Here is an 18,192-nt window from a genome sequence, read left to right as displayed (position 1 = left end):
CGAATAGCTGGCCGGCGCGCGTTATCCCGACACGCAAGTATTCGGACGCCGGAATCCCGGTGCCCGAATATTGCGAAGGCCCCGAGTCCGTGCCGACCCGGGGCCCGTAGTGCCTGTTCAGGCTGCCTGTCGTTATCAGGCGCGCCCGAACTCCCCCTGCGCTACTCCGGTTAGGAATGCGTCCCACTGCCCCGGGGCAAACGCCAGCACCGGGCCACATCCGTTGTCCTTGGTGTCACGGACCGCGATTTTGCCGTCGACTAGAAAGGCGACTTCCACACAGTTCCCATCAGGGCCGCTGTATGTGCTCTTGCGCCACACAGCATCCGTCAAATCAACCTCCACGGCACTAGCTCCTTTGCTGCGTCGAGAACGAGATTTCTTCTGACATCGTTCTAACTAGCACCGGCACCCGGCCAAGCAACGCCGAATCCCCTGTGCGCCTGACGAAAGCGCGCAACTCAACGGTGCGTCGTTATCGCACTGTACGTCGGGGTGAATACACCCCCGCGAGGTTGACCCCGCGACAGAGACTTTAGCAGGTCGATCGAAAGTTTGCCCGTCTCTTGCTTATTGAATCATCGCAACTGCCATGTTTGCGAAGATTAAATGTTGCGGAAACATTGCCAGCGGGTTGCAACCATTCCTCTGATCGTACTGCCGCAAACTTTTCCGCCGATGTGATTGCCCTGTGATCCGCCATAGTTTCTTTCTGCGGACACTGTCTCATCGACGCCACCACCGTGGGCGGGCATGATGGAAGGCATGGTTGACCGCGATCGCGACGACGCAGGTCGCGCCCTTAACTCTCGTCCGCGTGACCGATTGGGCCGTCCGCTGCCGCCCGGCAGTGCCGGAGTTGCCCGAATTCCCGATGATCTGGAACTACCGCCGCAGCAAACCCTCACCTTCGCTCAGCAACTGCTGGACGACGGTTTGGCATTCAACGCGCACGAGGTATTAGAGGCAGCGTGGAAGAACGGACCGTTCGCCGAACGGATGCTGTGGCAGGCACTTGCCCAACTTGCTGTCGGTGTCACACACATCCAACGGGGTAATCCCAAGGGTGCGCGCACCCTGCTGACCCGGGCGATCACCCGGCTGACCGAGTTCGAGCCGGCGGACGGCGCGGAGGCGCCCTACGGCATCGACCGCGCCGGGCTGATCGCGCACTCGCAGGCCCTGCTCGACGCACTCGACGCGCAGACACCGATCTCGCCCGAGGAGCTGACGCCGCACCTGCGCGGCTGATATCTACGATGGGCACCGTGTTCACGTCATCCCGAACCAGCCGGGCCCGTGCCTGAGCCGGGTGCCGGCCGGTACGCGCCGAGCCCGTCCGGGGATCTGCACATGGGGAACCTGCGCACGGCCCTGCTCGCCTGGGCGTTCGCCCGCTCGACCGGCCGGCGCTTCCTGATGCGGATCGAGGATCTCGATCGGGTGCGGCCGGGCGCCGAGCAGCGGCAGCTGGACGACCTGGCCGCGATCGGACTCGACTGGGACGGCCCGGTGGTCCGGCAGTCCGAGCGGCTGCCGCTCTACCAGGCGGCCATCGATCGGCTCACCGCCGCCGATCTCACCTACGAATGTTTCTGCACGCGAAAAGAAATACAGCAGGCGGCCACCGCGCCACACGGTCCGCTGGGCGCCTACCCAGGCACCTGCCGCACGCTGACCGACCAGGCGCGCAGCGACTTCCGCGCCCAGGGACGCCCGGCCGCACTGCGCTTACGCGCCGCGGCAACCGAATTCGAGATCGTCGACGACCTGCACGGGCGCTACCGCGCACCGGTGGACGACGTGGTGCTGCGCCGCGGCGACGGCATCCCGGCCTACAACCTCGCGGTGGTGGTCGACGACGCGGCGCAGGGCATCGATCAGGTGGTGCGCGGCGACGACCTGCTACCGTCCACCCCGCGGCAGGCCTACCTCGCGACGCTGCTGGATCTTCCGGTGCCGCACTACGCCCATGTTCCGCTGGTACTCAACGCCGAAGGACAACGTCTGGCTAAGCGCGACGGCGCGGTCACGCTGGCCGACCAACGCGCGCTCGGCAACACGCCCGACCAGGTAGTGGCCGTGCTCGCCGACTCGCTCGGCCACCCGGCGACCTCGGCGGCCGAACTGCTCGACAGCTTCGACCCGGCACATCTGCCCCGCGAACCGTGGATACTCGACGGGAATGGGTTGTTGCAACGCAGTCGATGTCCGTAACGTACGCATTCGTCCAACTACTGATCACTCGACGAGGACAAACTATGACAAGCGGTGGGTACGACCCCAACCAATATCCGCAGGGCGGGCAGCCGTATGGGCAGCAGCCGTACCCGCAAGGCGGCCAACAGCAACCGCAAGGCGGTCAGCAGTTCCCGCAGGGCGGCCAACAGTTCCCCCAGGGCGGGCAGCCCTACGGCCAGCAGCCCCAGTACGGTCAGCAGCCGCCGCAGTACGGCCAGCAGCCGCAATACGGTCAGGCGCCGCAGTACGGCCAGCAGGATCAGTACGGCCAGTACCCGCAGCAGCCGGGCGGTTTCAACCAGTACGGCGGCCAGCCGGGTGACCTCGGCACCCGCATCGGTGCGCGCGTCATCGACGCGCTCATCCTGGCGATCCCGTACGCCATCCTCTACGTCTTGTTCAGCGGCTCCACCGGAGCAACCATCGGCCTGTCCGTGGTCTGGACGCTGGTGGAACTCGCCTACTTCGTCGGCATGGAGACCACCCAGGGGACCACACTCGGCAAGAAGATCCTGGGGCTGAAGGTGCTCGCCCCCGGTGGCGCGGCCAAGATCGACCCGGCCACCTCGCTGAAGCGCAACCTGTGGCTCGCGGCGAACGTCATCCCGTGCATCGGCGGTCTGGTCTCGCTCGGCCTCGCGATCTACATCATGGTCACCATCTCGCAGGACCCGAACAAGCAGGGCTGGCACGACAAGTTCGCCGGCGGCACGCAGGTCGTCAAGTCCTGACGCCGATCGGCTGAAGACACGCGCAGGGGCGCACCCGAATTTCGGGTGCGCCCCTGACGTTTTCGCGGGGTGGGGCTAGGTGGTGCCGGCTACCAGGACGACGACGAACCAGAGGACGGCGAGGACGATGGCGCCGACGCCGATCCAGATGCCGGCCAGGGCCATGCCCTTGCCTTCCTGGCCGGACTGCTTGATCTGGTTCAACGAGATGACGCCCAGGATGATCCCGACGATCGATCCGAGGCCACAGGTGACGAATCCGGCCAGCGAGGCGATGAGGGCGCCGATGGCCAGGCCGTTGGTGCCCTGCGGCTGCGCCATCCCGTACGGCTGGTAGGCGGGCTGGTAGCCGTAGTTCGGCTGGCCGTACGGCTGCTGCTGGGGCTGGGCCGCATACGGTTGCTGCGGCTGCTGGTAGCCCGGGTACTGCTGTTGCGGCGGCGGGGTCATCGGCTGGGCGGGTTGCTGCGGGTATTGCGGCGCCGACGGGTACCCCGATGGCTGTTCAGCGTTCGGGTATTGCGGAACCGAGCTCGGTGCACCGGATTCCGGCGATACGCCTTGGCCGCCGTACTGCTTCCACCATTCGTCGGAATCGCCGGGATTCGTCATTGCTACAGGGTATTCCACAACCTGGTTGGATGATGCGGGTGAGTGAGCCGAATAAAACCGAAGTCCCCGAATCTGGACGCCCCGCGCCCGACCATGCGGCATTCGCCCAGGTGGCGCGGGGGTACTACACACCGATCGTGGCGTTGTTCACGGCAACGCTGATCATCTCCAATATCTGCGCGACCAAGGGCGTGCAGTTCTTCACCGATCACTCGGTGCACCTGGGCCCCCTGGAGGTGCTGCCGATCAGCACCGACGGCGCCTGGTTCCTGTTCCCGCTGGCCTACATCATCGGCGACGTGCTCAGCGAGATCTACGGCTTCAAATCCGCCCGCCGCGCCATCTACTTCGGCTTCGCCGTCCTGCTGCTGACGGTGGTGTGTTTCAAGATCGCGATCGAGTTGCCCGCCGCGACGTTCTACGAGAACCAGGACGCGTTCCGCACCGTCATCGGGACCACGCCGCAGCTGGTCGCCGCCGGACTGGCCGGCTATTTCGTCGGCGAGATGCTGAATTCCGCGACGCTGGTGCTGATCAAGGAACGGACCAAGGAAAAGCACCTGTGGGCCCGGCTGATCGGCTCCACCGTGGTCGGCGAGTTCGGGGACACGCTGATCTTCTGCTCGATCGCGGCCACCGCCATCGGCATCGACTCGTGGAGTCAGTTCGTGAACTACGTGATCGTCGGCTTCCTGTGGAAGACGCTCGCGGAGGTCATCGTGCTGCCGATCACCTATCGGGTGATCGCCTGGCTCAAGAAGCACGAGCCGACCTACGCACCGCGCGAAGCACCCGCACTACAGAGCTGAAAGACGTTGGCGGCCACCGGACTTCACACCGTGGAGTCCGGGGCCACCAGGACTACGGGGTCGGGATCCGGCCCTTCCAGCGACCGAGCGTCTCGGCCTTGTGCTCGTCGAAATAGCCACCCTCGATGCTCGCGCGAATACGGTCGACCAGCCGAATCGTGTAGCGCTCGTTGTGAATTGTGCACAGGGTTGCCGCGAGGATTTCCTTGGCCTTGAACAGATGATGCAGGTAGGCGCGGGTGTAATTGGCGCAGGTGTAGCAGTCGCAGGTGTCGTCGATCGGGGTGAAGTCACGCCGGAACCGGCTGGTGTTGATATTGAATCGGCCCTCGGCGACGTAGATCGCGGCATTGCGGGCGACCCGAGACGGGTTCACACAATCGAACGTGTCGGCGCCGTGCTCGACCGCGGTGAAGATGTCCTCCGGCTCGCTGATGCCGAGCATGTGCCTGGGCTTTTCCTCGGGCAGTTCGTCGCAGCACCAGCCGACGATGGTGCCGAGGTTGTGCTTCTCCAGCGCGCCGCCGATGCCGTAACCGTCGAAACCCGTTCCCGCGCTGCCGCGCAACGATTCGAGGCCGCGACAGGCCTGGCGGCGCAGGTCTTCGTACTGCGCACCCTGGATGACGCCGAACAGCGCCTGGTACGGGCGGTGCGTGCGGGCCGCGGTCAGCCGCTCGTGCTCGTCGAGACACCGCTGCGCCCACTCGTGCGTGCGCTGCAACGACTTCTCCTGGTAGCCGCGGGTATTCATCAGCGTGGTGAGCTCGTCGAAGGCGAACATGATGTCGGCGCCGAGCTGATGCTGGATGCCCATGGACACCTCGGGGGTGAACCGGTGCTTCGAGCCGTCCAGGTGCGAGCGGAAAGTGACGCCGTCGTCGTCGACGGTGGCCAGCCGCTCCTTGCCCTTCGCGATCACCTGATCGCTGCGTACACCCACGGCTTCCATCGCGAGCACCTTCTTGAAACCGACGCCCAGCGACATCACCTGGAAGCCGCCGCTGTCGGTGAAGGTCGGCCCCGGCCAGTTCATGAACTTGCCGAGCCCGCCCGCCTCGTCCACGATGTCCGAGCCCGGTTGCAGATAGAGGTGGTAGGCGTTGGCCAGCAGCGCCTGCGCGCCGATCTCTTTCATCGTCTCCGGCAGCACCGCCTTCACCGTCGCCTTGGTGCCCACCGGAATGAACGCGGGCGTGGCGATCTCACCGTGCGGCGTGCTGATCACGCCGGACCGGCCGTGCCGCCCGTCGAGGCGGGTACCGACAGTGAACGAGAAGGAACCGGGGTCTGACACCCGAACATCCTCCCAGCAAGGAATCGGCGGCACCGTCTGCCCCTGCCGCACGCACGACAAAGGCCGCCCCACCGTCGGGAAACGGCGAAGCGGCCTTCGATCGAGCGCTACACCTCCGCGGACGCCGCCGCGAACTGCGCGTTGTACAGCCGGTAATAAGCGCCGCGCTCCTCGAGCAGGCGTTCGTGCGTGCCGTGCTCGACGATCCGGCCCGCCTCCATCACGACGATCAGGTCGGCGTCGCGGATGGTGGACAGGCGGTGCGCGATGACGAAGCTGGTGCGGTCGCGGCGCAGGGCCGCGGTCGCGTGCTGCACCAGCAGTTCGGTGCGGGTGTCCACGGAGCTGGTCGCCTCGTCCAGGATCAGGATGGACGGCTTCGCCAGGAACGCCCTGGCGATGGTGATCAACTGCTTCTCGCCGGCGCTGACGCCGGAACCCTCCTCATCGATCACCGTGTCGTAGCCGTCGGGCAGCGCGTGCACGAAACGGTCCACATACGCGGCGCGCGCGGCGTCGAGGATTTCTTCCTCGCTCGCGTTCGGGTTGCCGTAGGCGATGTTCTCCCGGATGGTGCCCTTGAACAACCAGGTGTCCTGCAGCACCATGCCGATGCGAGAACGCAGGTTGTCCCTGGTGATCCGGGTGATGTCGACACCGTCGATGGTGATCGCGCCGGAGTCCAGCTCGTAGAACCGCATCAGCAGATTCACCAGCGTGGTCTTGCCCGCGCCGGTGGGACCGACGATGGCGACCACGTGACCGGGCTCGGCGATGAGCGAGAGCCGCTCGATCACCGGCTTGTCCTCCTCGTAGCGGAAGGAGATGCCCTCGAACTCGACCTCGCCGCGATCGACCGGACGGGTGTCGGCCGCGATCGGATCCGGGCTCTGCTCCTCGGCGTCGAGGATCTCGAAGATCCGCTCGGCCGAGGCGACGCCGGACTGCAGCAGGTTGGCCATCGCGCCGATCTGGGTGAGCGGCTGGCTGAACTGACGCGAGTACTGGATGAACGCCTGCACCTCGCCGAGCGAGAGCTGACCGGTCGCCACCCGCAGGCCGCCGACCAGCGCCACCAGCACGAAGTTCACGTTCCCGAGGAACATGATGGCCGGCATGATCAGCCCGGAGATGAACTGCGCCTTGAAGCTCGACTGGTAGAGCTCCTCGTTGCGCTTGTCGAACTCGGCGCCGACCTCGCGGTTGCGGCCGAACGCGGTGACGATCTCGTGGCCGGTGTAGGCCTCCTCGACCTGTGCGTTCACCATGCCGGTGTGCTTCCACTGGTCGACGAAGTGCGGCTTGGAGCGCTTCGCGATCAGCGCGGTGACGGTGATCGCGGCGGGCACCGTGAGCAGGGCGATCAGCGCCAGCAGCGGCGAGATCCAGAACATCATCACCAGGATGCCGAGCACGGTGAACACCGAGACGATCAGCTGACTCATCGTCTGCTGCAGGCTCTGCGACACGTTGTCCACGTCGTTGGTGACCCGGCTGAGCACGTCGCCGCGCGGCTGGGAATCGAAGTAGCGCAACGGAAGCCGATGGATCTTGTCCTCGATGTCGCTGCGCAGCCGCTTGACCGTCCGGTTGATCACCATGTTCAGCAGGAAGGCCTGCAACCAGCCGAACACCGATGCGCCGATGTAGAGCGCGAGCACCAGCATGAGCACCCGGCCGACCGCGGTGAAGTCGATGCCGGTGCCCGGCACCACGTTCATCGCGCTGAGCATGTCGGCAAAGGTGTTGTCGCCCTTGGACCGCAGGTATTCGATCGCCTGCTGCTTGGTGGTCCCCGGCGGGAACTTCAGCTGCCTGCCGACCACGCCGTCGAAGACCAGGTTGGTCGCCTTGCCCAGCATGTACGGGCCGAGCGTGTTCAGCACGACCGAGGTGATGGCGAGCAGCACGACCAGCCAGACGAGCTTCTTCTCCGGAGCGAGCCTGCGCAGCAGTCGCTTCAGCGACGGGCCGAACGACTTCGCCTTGGCATCCGGCGCACCGGGAGCCGGCATTCCTGGCCTCATCGCACCTCCTCCGCGCTCAGCTGGGACGAAACGATCTCTTGGTATTCCTTGCAGTCGCGCATCAACTGTTCATGACTGCCGATGCCGACCATCTCGCCGTCCTCCAGCACCACGATCTGGTCCGCGTCGCGGATCGTCATGATCCGTTGCGCCACAATGATTACCGCGCAGTCCCTGGTCACCGGTCGCAGCGCGTCCCGCAGCCGGGCATCGGTGGCCACGTCGAGCGCGGAGAACGAGTCGTCGAACAGGTAGACCCGCGGCTGCTTCACCAGTGCCCGCGCGATGGCGAGCCGCTGGCGCTGACCGCCGGAGACCGTGGTGCCGCCCTGGGCGACCGGTGTCTCCAAGCCCTGCGCCATCTCCCGGACGAAGTCGTCGGCCTGCGCGATCTCCAGCGCCCGCCACAGCTCGTCGTCGGTGGCGTCCGGATTGCCGTAGCGCAGGTTGCTGGCCACGGTGCCGGAGAACAGGTACGCCTTCTGCGGGATCAGGCCGATCTGTTCGCGCAGCAGCTCCAGGTCGATGTGCCGGACGTCGGTGCCGCCGAGGTAGACCGCGCCGTCGGTGACGTCCATCAAGCGCGGGATCAGGTTGAGCAGCGTGGTCTTGCCGGAACCGGTGGAACCGACGATCGCGGTGGTCGTGCCCGGCTTCACCTGGAAGCGAATGGCTTTGAGCACCGGCTTCTCCGCGCCGGGGTAGGCGAACTCGGCGAACTGGAAGTCGACGTCGGCCGGGTCGCCCTGGAACGGTTGCGGCAGCTTCGGCGGCACGACCGAGGACTCGGTCTCGAGCACCTCGCCGATCCGGTCGGCCGAGACCGCGGCGCGCGGCGCCATCATGGCCAGGAACGAGGCCATCATGACGGCCATCAGGATCTGCATGATGTAGGACAGCATCGCGGTGAGCGAGCCGATCTGCATGGTGCCCTGGTCGACCGCGTGCCCGCCGAACCAGATCACCGCCACCGCGGTGAGATTGCTGATCAGCATGACCAGCGGGAACATCAGCGCCATCAGCCGGCCGACGCGCAACGCGGTGTCGGTGAGTTCGGTGTTGGCGACACCGAAGCGCCAGGTCTCCTGGCGTTCCCGGACGAACGCGCGGACCACCCGGATGCCGGTGATCTGCTCGCGCAGAACGCGGTTCACCTCGTCGATCCTGGTCTGCATGTCCCGGAAGCCGGGCACCATCCGGCTGATGATCCAGCCCATCGACAGCCCGAGCACCGGCACCGCGATGAGCAGCAGCCAGGACAGGCCGAGGTCCTCGCGCAGCGCCATGATGATGCCGCCGATGCACATGATCGGGGCCATCACCAGGATGGTCGCCGACATCGCGATGAGCAGCTGTACCTGCTGAATGTCGTTGGTATTGCGGGTGATCAGCGACGGCGCGCCGAACATGCCGACCTCACGGGCGGAGAAGGTGCCGACCCGGTGCAGCAGCGCGCCGCGCAGGTCGCGGCCCGCGCTCATCGCCGCCTGCGCGCCGAGGTAGACCGAGCAGCCGGAGGCGAGGATCTGCACGCCGGTGACGGCGAGCATCCGTAGCCCGGTGCTCCAGATGTATCCGATATCGCCCTTGGTGACGCCGTTGTCGATCAGATCGGCGTTGAGACTCGGCAGATACAGCATCGCGATCACCGAGATCAACTGCAGCACAACGACCCCCGCCAGCTGGGCGCGGTAGGGGTGCAGATAGGTGCGCAGAAGTCGAATCAGCATGATGAATCGCAGAATACCGGCGAACAGTGACGTGCGTCGCAAAGATTTCTGACCAGCATAAATAGCCTCCCGTCACGGCGCTTATCCGCGCCTGGCGTTCAATTCAGTGGCCCTGGCGTCTGATTCAGCGGGTGCTTTGTCTGATTCAGCGGACCTAATTCAGCGGGCGCTCTCTACGCGCCCATGCGCCCGGATCATTGGTGAGCGCGTCGACGAACTCGGGTAGCCGATTGCCGGCGACGTCGTCGATCGACACATTCTCCAGTACCGCACGGATATTCACGCGCAAGGCGATCCAGACACGCTGCAGCGATTCGGCCGCGCCGGAATAGGTCACGTCCTCCGGTCGCTCGCCGCGTACCGAAGCGAGCGGCCCCTCGATCGCCCGGATCACGTCGGCGACGGAGATCTCGCCGGCCGGGCGGGCCAGCCAGTAGCCGCCGTCCGGGCCGCGCCTGCTGATCACCAGATCGGCGCGGCGCAGGTCGCCGAGCACCGTCTCCAGGACCTTCGGTGGAATGCGCTGCGCCGTGGCGATCGCGTCGGCCTTCACCACAGGCGCGGCCTGCACGACGGGGCCGAGCGCGGCGGGGTTCAGCTGCGGTGCGCGGGCGATTTCGAGCAACGTCCGCACCGCGTAGTCGACCTTCGCGGTGATATGCACAGCTTCTCCTGGCGTTTTCCGGTTGGTCCGTCTGAGTAGCTGCAATCTACGCGCAGTCGCGCGGGTTGAGCACGCAGGTCGCCGCATCGAGCAGCGTGGTTTCCACCAGGGCGTCGTCAGCGCCCGGCGCGAACTCGCGCGACATCAGCGCGACGCCGAGCATGGCGAGCGCCGCACTGGCCCGGAGCTTGGCCTCGTCGGTGGCGTCCGGCCCGGCCAGCCACTCGCGCAGGGTCCGATCGTCGTCGACCAGATCGGGGTGCCGGTCGGCCATCGCGTTGACGATCGTCACGGTGTCGCGCAGCACCAGCGCGCCCGCGGCGCGGTAGTGGACCATGCCGCGCAGGTAATTGCGCAGCACGTCGCGAATGCCGTCCACGTCCCGCGTCGCCTGATCCAGATCGACCACCACCGAACGCATGTGATCGATGATCGGATCGATGATCGCGTGCAGCAGATCGAGCTTCGAGGCGTAGTGATAGTAGAGCGATGCCTTTGTGATTCCTACCGCATCCGCGACCTCGCGCAGGCTCGTCTGCTCGAATCCTTTGTCGCCGAATAGCTTCACCGCGGCGTCGCGAATCGCGGATTTCGTCCCCCGACCAGCGGCAACGGTGGCAGGGGTGGAACGGGCGGCCATCGGATGATCCTCTCACCAATCGTGCGCCGAGCTAACGGTGCCAGCGAAATTGAGGTTGCCCCTCCGCTTAGAGCCCGGATAGTCTACCTACCGCACGGTAGGCAGAAAGCGTCACGTGGAGGCGGGGGACAGGCAGGGCACCCCCGCGAGTGCTGTCACCGGCTTGAATCAGCACACCCCCAGCATCGCTAGGAGATCCTTCGTGTCCGTATATCTCTATAGATGGGGAAAGTTCGCTTTCCGAAGAAAGTGGATCGTTCTCCCGGTCTGGCTGGTCCTGTTCGTCCTGCTGGGCGGGCTCGGATCGCAGCTCAGCAAGCCGATGACCAACGACTTCACCATGCCGGACCTGCCGTCCGCGCGGGCCAACGACATTCTGGACAAGCACTTCCCCGGCGCGTCCGCCGCGTTCAAGTTCGACGCGGTCACCGGCACCTATGTGATCGCCGCACCGGCCGGGCAGAAGCTCACCGACCCGGCGAACCGCACGGCGGTCGACGCGTTGATCGCCAAGCTCGGTGAACTCGACATCGTCGACCACAGCAAGCCGCTGATGAACCCGATCGAGGCCGCCGACAAGATGGGCTGCCTGGCCGATCCGGATCCCGGCAAGTGCAGTGGCGCACCGCTGAACGTGCTCAGCAAGACCGTGCCGGACTCGGTCGCGGTGCTGAACGTGCCGTTCACCATCAAGAGCTTCACCGACGTCACCGACAAGGAACGCGACGCGGCCTACGCGGTGGCCGCCGACGCGCGCAACGCCGGACTGACCGTCGAGATGAGCGGCTCGATCGCGTCCAAGCAGGAGGCGCCGAGCGGCAAGTCCGAGATGATCGGCATGGGCGTCGCGCTGATCGTGATGATCGTGGCGTTCGGCGCGATCGTGGCCGCCTTCGTGCCGATCGTCACCGCGATCGTCGGCCTCGGCGCGGCCACCTCGCTGATCATGCTGGGTACCTCGGTGATCGAGGTGCCGAGCTTCACCACGTTCCTGGCGTCGATGATCGGGATCGCGTTGTCCATCGACTACGCGCTGTTCATCGTCTCGCGCTACAAACATGAACTGGCGGTACAGGATTCGCCGGAGGAGGCGGCCGGCACCGCGCTCGGCACCGCCGGGTCCGCGGTGGTGTTCGCCGGCCTGACCGTGATCATCGCGCTCGGCGGGCTCAGCATCGTCGGCGTGCAGTTCATGACCTTCATGGGTCTGGGCGGCGCGATCGCCGCCGGGTTCGCGGTGCTCACCGCGATCACGCTGATGCCGGCCCTGCTCGGCGCGTTCGGCAAGGCCCTGTTCAAGCCGAAACTGCCGCTCGTCGCCCAGCACGATCCGGAGGACGACCAGTCGGTCACCAACGGCATGCGTTTCGGCCGGCTGATCGGCAAGGCGCCGTGGCTCGCCCTCGGGCTCAGCGTGCTGGTGCTGGGTGCGCTCGCCGCGCCCGCGGCCGGACTGAACCTCGGCCTGCCCGGCGACGACAGCCAGCCCAAGACCTCCACCATCCGCAAGGCCTACGAGCTGCGCACCGAGGGGTTCGGTGAGGGCAGCAACGGCGTGCTGAACGTGGCGGCCGACCTGTCCAAGGTGCCGGTGGAGAACCGGGACAACGCGGTGAAGGCGCTGCGCGACAAGCTCTCCGCCTACCCCGGCATGGACTACGTGACCGAGCCGAAGTGGAGCGAGGACAAGCAGGGCGTGCTGCTCGACGGCGTGCCCAAGTCCGGGCCGAACAACCAGGCCACCAAGGACCTGGTCAAGGACGCCCGCGACGCCGAAGGCCAGCTGCAGGCCGAGTTCGGCATGGAGTACGGCATCACCGGCACCACGGCCATCTTCGCCGATGTGGACAACGTGCTGCTCGGCAAGATCGTGCCGTATCTGGCGATCGTCGCCGGCGCCGCGTTCGTGCTGCTCATCCTGGTGTTCCGCTCGATCCTGGTGCCGTTGACCGCGGCGCTCGGCTTCCTCTTGTCCATGGGTGCGACGTTCGGCGCGACCGTGCTGATCTTCCAGGAGGGCAAGTTCGGGCTGATCGAGGATCCGCATCCGCTGATCAGCTTCCTGCCGATCATGCTGATCGGCCTGGTGTTCGGTCTCGCGATGGATTACCAGGTGTTCCTGGTGACCCGGATGCGCGAGGAGTTCGTCAACGGCAAGTCGCCGAAGGAAGCGGTCGTCGCCGGTTATCACCACGGTGCCCGCGTGGTGACCTCGGCCGCGATCATCATGATCTCGGTGTTCGGCTCGTTCCTGCTGGAGACCGACGTGACCGCGAAGTCGTTCGGCTTCGCGCTGGCGGCCGGCGTGCTGTTCGACGCGTTCATCGTCCGGATGGTGCTCATCCCGTCGCTGCTGGTGCTGATGGGCAAGTGGGCCTGGTGGATGCCGAAGTGGCTGGACAAGATCGTGCCCGATATCGACGTCGAAGGCGCCAAGCTGCGGGAATTGCAGCAGCGCTCGGCGGACACGGTGCAAGTGCCGGTCGGCGTCAGCTGATCGCCTAGCTCGTGCTCGGCCCCGCACCCGTTCGACGGGCGCGGGGCCGAGTCGTATCCGGGGTTCTTGATCTTGTGGGCCGACCGCAGCAGACTCAGAGAAGTTCGATCTCTCCAGCTCGGTAGTTCCCGGCGGGTGCAGTCGGCCCGCGCGCGTTATGTCGTTCGATCCGGCACGACTCGATCACCGCGAGGAGAACCCTGTGTCCGTGTATCTATACCGGTGGGGAAAGTTCGCCTTCCGCCACAAGTGGATTGTGCTACCCATCTGGATCGTCGGTTTCCTGGTCCTCGCCGGCCTGGGCGCCCAGCTGAAAGAGCCGATGAGCGATGACTTCAGCATGCCCAACCTGCCGTCGGAACGCGCCACGCAGATCCTCGACCAGCACTTCCCCGGCATGTCCGAGGGGTTCAAATTCGACGCCGTCACCGGCACCTATGTGATCGGCGCGCCCGCGGGGCAGAAGCTGACCGACCCGGTCAACCGGCAGGCGATCGACGCGCTGATCGACCAGCTGAACCAGCTCGGCATCGTCGACCACAGCAAGCCGATCGCGAATCCGATCACCGCCACCGAGGAGATGGGCTGTCTGGTCGCCGAGCCGGACGCCTCGAAGTGCAGCGGTGCGCCGCTGAACGTGCTCAACAAGACCGATCGGGACACGGTGGCGTTCTTCAGCGTGCCGTTCGGCATCAAGAACTTCACCGACGTCACCGCGGACAGTCGCAAGGCCGCCTACGACGTAGCCGATCAGGCGCGCGCCGCGGGTTTGACGGTGGAGATGAGCGGCACCATCGCGATGGAGCAGCAGGCGCCGAGCGGTAAATCCGAGATGATCGGTATGGCGGTCGCGCTGATCGTGATGATCGTGGCGTTCGGCGCGATCGTGGCCGCGTTCGTGCCGATCATTACGGCGGTGGTCGGGCTCAGTGCGGCGACCTCGTTGATCTTCCTCGGGACGTCGTTCCTGTCGATACCGAGTTTCACGACGTTCCTGGCGTCGATGATCGGGATCGCGTTGTCCATCGACTACGCGCTGTTCATCGTCTCCCGCTATAAACATGAACTGGCAGTACAGGATTCACCAGACGAGGCCGCCGGTACCGCGCTGGGGACAGCAGGCTCCGCGGTGGTGTTCGCCGGGCTGACCGTCATCATCGCGCTGGTCGGGCTCAGCATCGTCGGGGTTCGATTCCTGACCTTCATGGGTCTCGGTGGCGCGGTGGCCGCGGCGTTCGCCGTGCTGACCGCGATCACGCTGATGCCCGCGCTGCTCGGCGCGTTCGGCGGGGCGTTGTTCAAGCCGAAGCTGCCGATCATCGCCCAGCACGATCCGGAGGACGACGACTCGGTCACCAACGGCATGCGCTTCGGGCAGGCCATCGGCAAGGCGCCCGCGGTCGCGCTGGTGCTCAGCATCGTCGTGCTCGGGTTGCTCGCGCTGCCCGCGACCAATATGAACCTGGGGCTGCCCGGCGAGGACAGCATGCCCAAGACCTCCACCGTCCGGAAGGCCTACGAGCTGCGCACGGCCGGGTTCGGCGAGGGCAGCAACGGTGTCCTCCAGGTCGCGGTCGATCTGGCCGGCGTCCCGGCGGACAAACGCGCGGCGGCGCTGGCCTCGCTGCACGACGAACTCGCGAGCTCGCCGGACATGGACTACGTGACCGAGGCGCGGATGAGTCAGGACGGGCTGGGCGCGCTGATCAACGGCGTACCCAAGTCCGGCCCGAACGATCAGTCGACCAAGGACCTGGTCCGCGACGCGCGCGCCGCCGAGGGGCGGCTCGAATCGCAGTACGGGATGAAATACGGCATCACCGGCACCACCGCCATCTACGCCGACATCGACCACGTGCTGCTCGGCAAGATCGTGCCGTACATGGCCATCGTGGCGGGCGCGGCGTTCATCCTGCTGATCCTGGTGTTCCGCTCCATCCTGGTGCCGCTGACCGCCGCGCTCGGCTTCCTGCTGTCGATGGCGGCCACCTTCGGCGCGACGGTGCTGATCTTCCAGGAGGGCAAGCTCGGGCTGATCCAGGATCCGCGGGCGATCGTGAGCTTCCTGCCGATCATGTTGGTGGGCTTGGTCTTCGGTCTCGCGATGGACTACCAGGTGTTCCTGGTGACCCGGATGCGCGAGGAATACGTGCACGGCAAACCGCCGAAGGAGGCGATGATCAGCGGTTATCACCACGGGGCGCGCGTGGTCACCTCGGCAGCGGTCATCATGATCTCGGTGTTCGGCTCGTTCCTGCTGGAGACCGACGTGACCGCGAAGATGATGGGTTTCGCGCTGGCCGCCGGTGTGCTGTTCGACGCGTTCATCGTCCGGATGGTGCTGATCCCCTCGCTGCTCGCGCTGATGGGCAAGTGGGCGTGGTGGATGCCGAAGTGGCTGGACAAGATCGTGCCCGACATCGATGTGGAAGGCGCCAAGCTGTTCGCCTTGCGCGGGCAGCCGACGCCGGGCGAGGCGAAGCTGCCCGCCGACGTCGGCTGATAGATACGACTCGCCCCCACTCGGCTACCGGGTGGGGGCGTTTTTCATTGGCTCGGCTGCGGCAATGTGCAGTCGTCGACCTTCGGGTTCACACCCATGTAGTTGAGCGGACCGGCGAGCGCCGTGACGGCGATCGTGCCCCAGCCCGCGCAGTTCGTCGGGCCGCTCTCGAAATAGTGGCGCTGCCCCGCGGCGAGCAAGCCGATGGCCAGCCAGATGAGCAGCAGTGTGCTGAACATCCGGGGACCGGTACGGCGCACTGCTCGTCCGCGAACACCGCGGTCACGAATCTCTCGGTCGCGCATGTCATCGCTCCCTTTCCGTGCTCCCCACCTGAGAATACCCGCCTGAACAGCGATTATCCGTTTACTGGCTGGGTTGGGGCACGTTGCAGTCGGCGACCTTCGGGTTCACCCCGACATAGTTGAGCGGACCGGCGAGGACGGTGAGCGCGGTACTGCCGAATCCGGCGCAGTTGACCGGGCCGCTGTCGAAGTAATGGCGCTGGCCCGCGGCGATCACCCCGATCACCAGCCAGAGCACGACAATCACACTGCCAAGTCGCATGCTGCCTCGTTCGTCGGTGTCCGCTGAGCAACATCATTATGTGATGCCGGACGCGACGCGCCGAACGCGCCGAGATCACCTGCGTGCCGTACGACAGCGAACCTCGCGCCCGTTACCGGGCGCGAGGTCGCCGAATAGGTTGGGCCGGTGCGCAGTACGCGCTCACCGGTTCCGTGGATTACGGACTTGGTTGCGGCACATTGCAATCGTCGACCTTGGGATTCACGCCCATGTAGTTGAGCGGTCCCGCGATCACGGTGACGGCGATGGTGCCGAAGCCGGCACAGTTCACCGGCCCGCTGTCGAAGTAGTCCCGCTGAGCTGCGGCGACGACGCCGACCAGCAACCAGACCAAGACAATAATGCTTCCGATTCTCATGTTTCTCTCGCTCATCGGTCTCGAGCGGACTGCACGACGGCGCATGGGCCACCACGTCCTTCCCGCATTTAGCTATCCGGCGTATACCCCCGTTCGCCCGAAATATCCGTTCCGCCGAAACTATTGCTCGCCGGCTCGAAACCGCAGGCGGCCGCTGCATTTCATCCGCTGTTCAGCCGGGGGCGGTACGCCACAGGGGTGAGCAGACAGCGCAGCTGGACGATCGATCTCGTGCGGGTCTTCGCCATCGGCGTCGTCGTGGTCATCCACTGGATTTCGGTGCGGGTCACCGTGACCGACGGTGTGGTGCGCGGCGATTCCGCGCTGCACGGGCGGCCGCTCTGGGCGTTGTCCTGGCTGATTCAGGTGATGCCGCTGTTCTTCCTGGCCGGCGGGTTCGCGAACACGCTGATCGTGGATCGTTGGCGGGCAACGGGGTTGAGCTACGGAGAGTATCTCGGGCCGCGGGCACGGCGGCTGGTCACGCCGGTGCTCGCGCTGATCGCGGTGCTGGCGCCGGTGATCGGCGTGCTCGGTGGCTATTCCGAGCGGACGGCGGTGACCGCGGCGCATGTGGTGGCGAGTCCGCTGTGGTTTCTCGCGGTGTATTTGATCGCGGTGGCGGCGGCTCCCGGTGCGGTGTTCGTCCACGATCGGGTGCCGTTGCTGCTGCCCGCGGTGCTGCTGGGGTGCTCGTTCGGGGTGGATGCCTTGCGATTCGGTGGGGACGGTCGATTCGCCGAATGGAATCTGTTGTTCGTGTGGATGTCCTGTCATCAGCTCGGTGTCGTGCACGCGCGCGGGCTGCTGCGCCGGGTCGCCGAGGCCGGCGCGCTGCTGATCGCCGTGCTCGGCTGCTGCCTGCTGGTGGTGATGGTCGGGCCGGGGCCGTACTTTCCGACCACGCTCGGCATGGCCGATGCGCCGGTGTCCAATCTCGCGCCGCCTACGTCGGCGATCTCGATCCTCGCCGTCGTCCAGCTGGCGCTGCTGACGCTGGTGGATCGGCGGATGGCCGGGTGGGAACCGCGCAGCTCGGTGCGCCGGATGATCACGGCGGTCGTGCCTTTGTTGATGACCATCTATCTCTGGCACGTGCCTGTCAACGCGATGCTGACCGGAGTGGCGGTCCTCGCGCCGTCCCGATTGCTGCCTGCCGATCCACAACTCTGGTGGGAGACAAGGCCGTTGTGGATCGCGGTCAGCGCGGTGATGTTGTTCCTCGTGGTCCGGATCAGCATGCGCTGGGATGCGTTCTGTGCGCGGTACGCCGCACGCGACGCCACGCTGCCCGCACTGGCCGGCACGCTGCTCGCCGCCGGTGGCGTCTATGGGATCTGGCGATACCAACTGTTCCCGGTGGGTCCGGGCGCGGCCGTGCTCGCCGTGCTGCTCGGCGCGGTCGTGCTCACCACGACGCGGCGCAATGCCGACGCGGTCAAGAGCGCGACACCCGCCTGATTACTGCCGCCGGGAATCCGAATAAGCCCGGGCG

The 18,192-nt window shown here is 66.1% G+C and carries 17 protein-coding genes; 7 read left to right on the top strand and 10 right to left on the bottom strand.

The features are described from left to right. Positions 1-135: 135 nt before the first annotated feature. On the bottom strand, positions 136-321 hold the full coding sequence (locus F3087_RS05920; RefSeq protein ID WP_375908449.1) for a DUF397 domain-containing protein: 186 nt from the start codon (positions 319-321) through the stop codon (positions 136-138). Positions 322-765: 444 nt separating this feature from the next. Here F3087_RS05920 and F3087_RS05915 point away from each other — a divergent pair, with 444 nt between their 5' ends. From F3087_RS05915 to F3087_RS05905, 3 genes are read left to right on the top strand one after another with little or no spacing between them, the layout of a single operon-like run. Then, positions 766-1,251, top strand: coding sequence for a DUF309 domain-containing protein (locus F3087_RS05915; RefSeq protein ID WP_150400676.1), 486 nt, complete (start codon positions 766-768; stop codon positions 1,249-1,251). A gap of 48 nt (positions 1,252-1,299) precedes the next feature. Further along, a complete protein-coding gene (gene gluQRS, locus F3087_RS05910) occupies positions 1,300-2,217 on the top strand; it encodes a tRNA glutamyl-Q(34) synthetase GluQRS (protein ID WP_150400675.1) in 918 nt (305 codons plus the stop codon). 44 nt (positions 2,218-2,261) lie between these two features. Then, positions 2,262-2,972, top strand: coding sequence for an RDD family protein (locus F3087_RS05905; protein ID WP_150400674.1), 711 nt, complete (start codon positions 2,262-2,264; stop codon positions 2,970-2,972). A gap of 75 nt (positions 2,973-3,047) precedes the next feature. Here F3087_RS05905 and F3087_RS05900 read toward each other — a convergent pair whose 3' ends face one another. After that, complete coding sequence (locus F3087_RS05900) at positions 3,048-3,584, bottom strand: DUF4190 domain-containing protein (protein ID WP_150400673.1); 537 nt, start codon at positions 3,582-3,584, stop codon at positions 3,048-3,050. A gap of 32 nt (positions 3,585-3,616) precedes the next feature. Between F3087_RS05900 and F3087_RS05895 the strand changes: the two genes are divergently transcribed. After that, entirely contained in the window at positions 3,617-4,393 is a 777-nt protein-coding gene (locus F3087_RS05895) for a queuosine precursor transporter (protein WP_396897533.1), read from the top strand. Between the two features lie 52 nt (positions 4,394-4,445). Here F3087_RS05895 and tgt read toward each other — a convergent pair whose 3' ends face one another. The 5 genes from tgt to F3087_RS05870 all read right to left on the bottom strand — a co-directional run bounded on the left by tgt (position 4,446) and on the right by F3087_RS05870 (position 10,751). Next, positions 4,446-5,690, bottom strand: coding sequence for a tRNA guanosine(34) transglycosylase Tgt (gene tgt, locus F3087_RS05890; RefSeq protein WP_150400671.1), 1,245 nt, complete (start codon positions 5,688-5,690; stop codon positions 4,446-4,448). Positions 5,691-5,797: 107 nt separating this feature from the next. Then, positions 5,798-7,717 carry an ABC transporter ATP-binding protein gene (locus F3087_RS05885; protein ID WP_150400670.1) on the bottom strand — a complete coding sequence of 640 codons (1,920 nt, stop codon included), beginning with the start codon at positions 7,715-7,717 and terminating at the stop codon, positions 5,798-5,800. Continuing rightward, positions 7,714-9,447 carry an ABC transporter ATP-binding protein gene (locus F3087_RS05880; protein WP_150400669.1) on the bottom strand — a complete coding sequence of 578 codons (1,734 nt, stop codon included), beginning with the start codon at positions 9,445-9,447 and terminating at the stop codon, positions 7,714-7,716. Before F3087_RS05880 ends, F3087_RS05885 begins: the two co-directional genes overlap by 4 nt. Positions 9,448-9,601: 154 nt before the next feature. Then, a complete protein-coding gene (locus tag F3087_RS05875; RefSeq protein WP_150400668.1) occupies positions 9,602-10,111 on the bottom strand; it encodes an RrF2 family transcriptional regulator in 510 nt (169 codons plus the stop codon). Positions 10,112-10,157: 46 nt separating this feature from the next. Further along, complete coding sequence (locus F3087_RS05870) at positions 10,158-10,751, bottom strand: TetR/AcrR family transcriptional regulator (RefSeq protein ID WP_150400667.1); 594 nt, start codon at positions 10,749-10,751, stop codon at positions 10,158-10,160. A gap of 202 nt (positions 10,752-10,953) precedes the next feature. Here F3087_RS05870 and F3087_RS05865 point away from each other — a divergent pair, with 202 nt between their 5' ends. After that, on the top strand, positions 10,954-13,248 hold the full coding sequence (locus F3087_RS05865) for an MMPL family transporter (protein WP_150400666.1): 2,295 nt from the start codon (positions 10,954-10,956) through the stop codon (positions 13,246-13,248). Positions 13,249-13,450: 202 nt separating this feature from the next. After that, the gene (locus F3087_RS05860) at positions 13,451-15,751 is read left to right on the top strand and encodes an MMPL family transporter (RefSeq protein ID WP_150400665.1); all 2,301 of its coding nucleotides are present in this window, start codon (positions 13,451-13,453) and stop codon (positions 15,749-15,751) included. A 44-nt stretch (positions 15,752-15,795) separates the two neighbouring features. Here F3087_RS05860 and F3087_RS05855 read toward each other — a convergent pair whose 3' ends face one another. The 3 genes from F3087_RS05855 to F3087_RS05845 all read right to left on the bottom strand — a co-directional run bounded on the left by F3087_RS05855 (position 15,796) and on the right by F3087_RS05845 (position 16,697). Then, positions 15,796-15,990, bottom strand: coding sequence for a hypothetical protein (locus F3087_RS05855; RefSeq protein WP_150400664.1), 195 nt, complete (start codon positions 15,988-15,990; stop codon positions 15,796-15,798). A gap of 127 nt (positions 15,991-16,117) precedes the next feature. Continuing rightward, positions 16,118-16,318: a hypothetical protein gene (locus tag F3087_RS05850; protein WP_150400663.1), complete on the bottom strand. Its 201-nt coding sequence runs from the start codon at positions 16,316-16,318 to the stop codon at positions 16,118-16,120. A gap of 178 nt (positions 16,319-16,496) precedes the next feature. Next, positions 16,497-16,697 carry a hypothetical protein gene (locus tag F3087_RS05845; RefSeq protein ID WP_150400662.1) on the bottom strand — a complete coding sequence of 67 codons (201 nt, stop codon included), beginning with the start codon at positions 16,695-16,697 and terminating at the stop codon, positions 16,497-16,499. A gap of 198 nt (positions 16,698-16,895) precedes the next feature. Here F3087_RS05845 and F3087_RS05840 point away from each other — a divergent pair, with 198 nt between their 5' ends. After that, positions 16,896-18,158: an acyltransferase family protein gene (locus tag F3087_RS05840; RefSeq protein WP_150400661.1), complete on the top strand. Its 1,263-nt coding sequence runs from the start codon at positions 16,896-16,898 to the stop codon at positions 18,156-18,158. Positions 18,159-18,192: the final 34 nt, after the last annotated feature.

Source organism: Nocardia colli (genome assembly GCF_008704205.1).
GTDB classification, from domain to species: Bacteria; Actinomycetota; Actinomycetes; order Mycobacteriales; family Mycobacteriaceae; genus Nocardia; species Nocardia colli.
The sequence above is the reverse complement of the archived record's forward strand: the minus strand, read 5'-3'. Positions and strand labels throughout refer to the sequence as shown.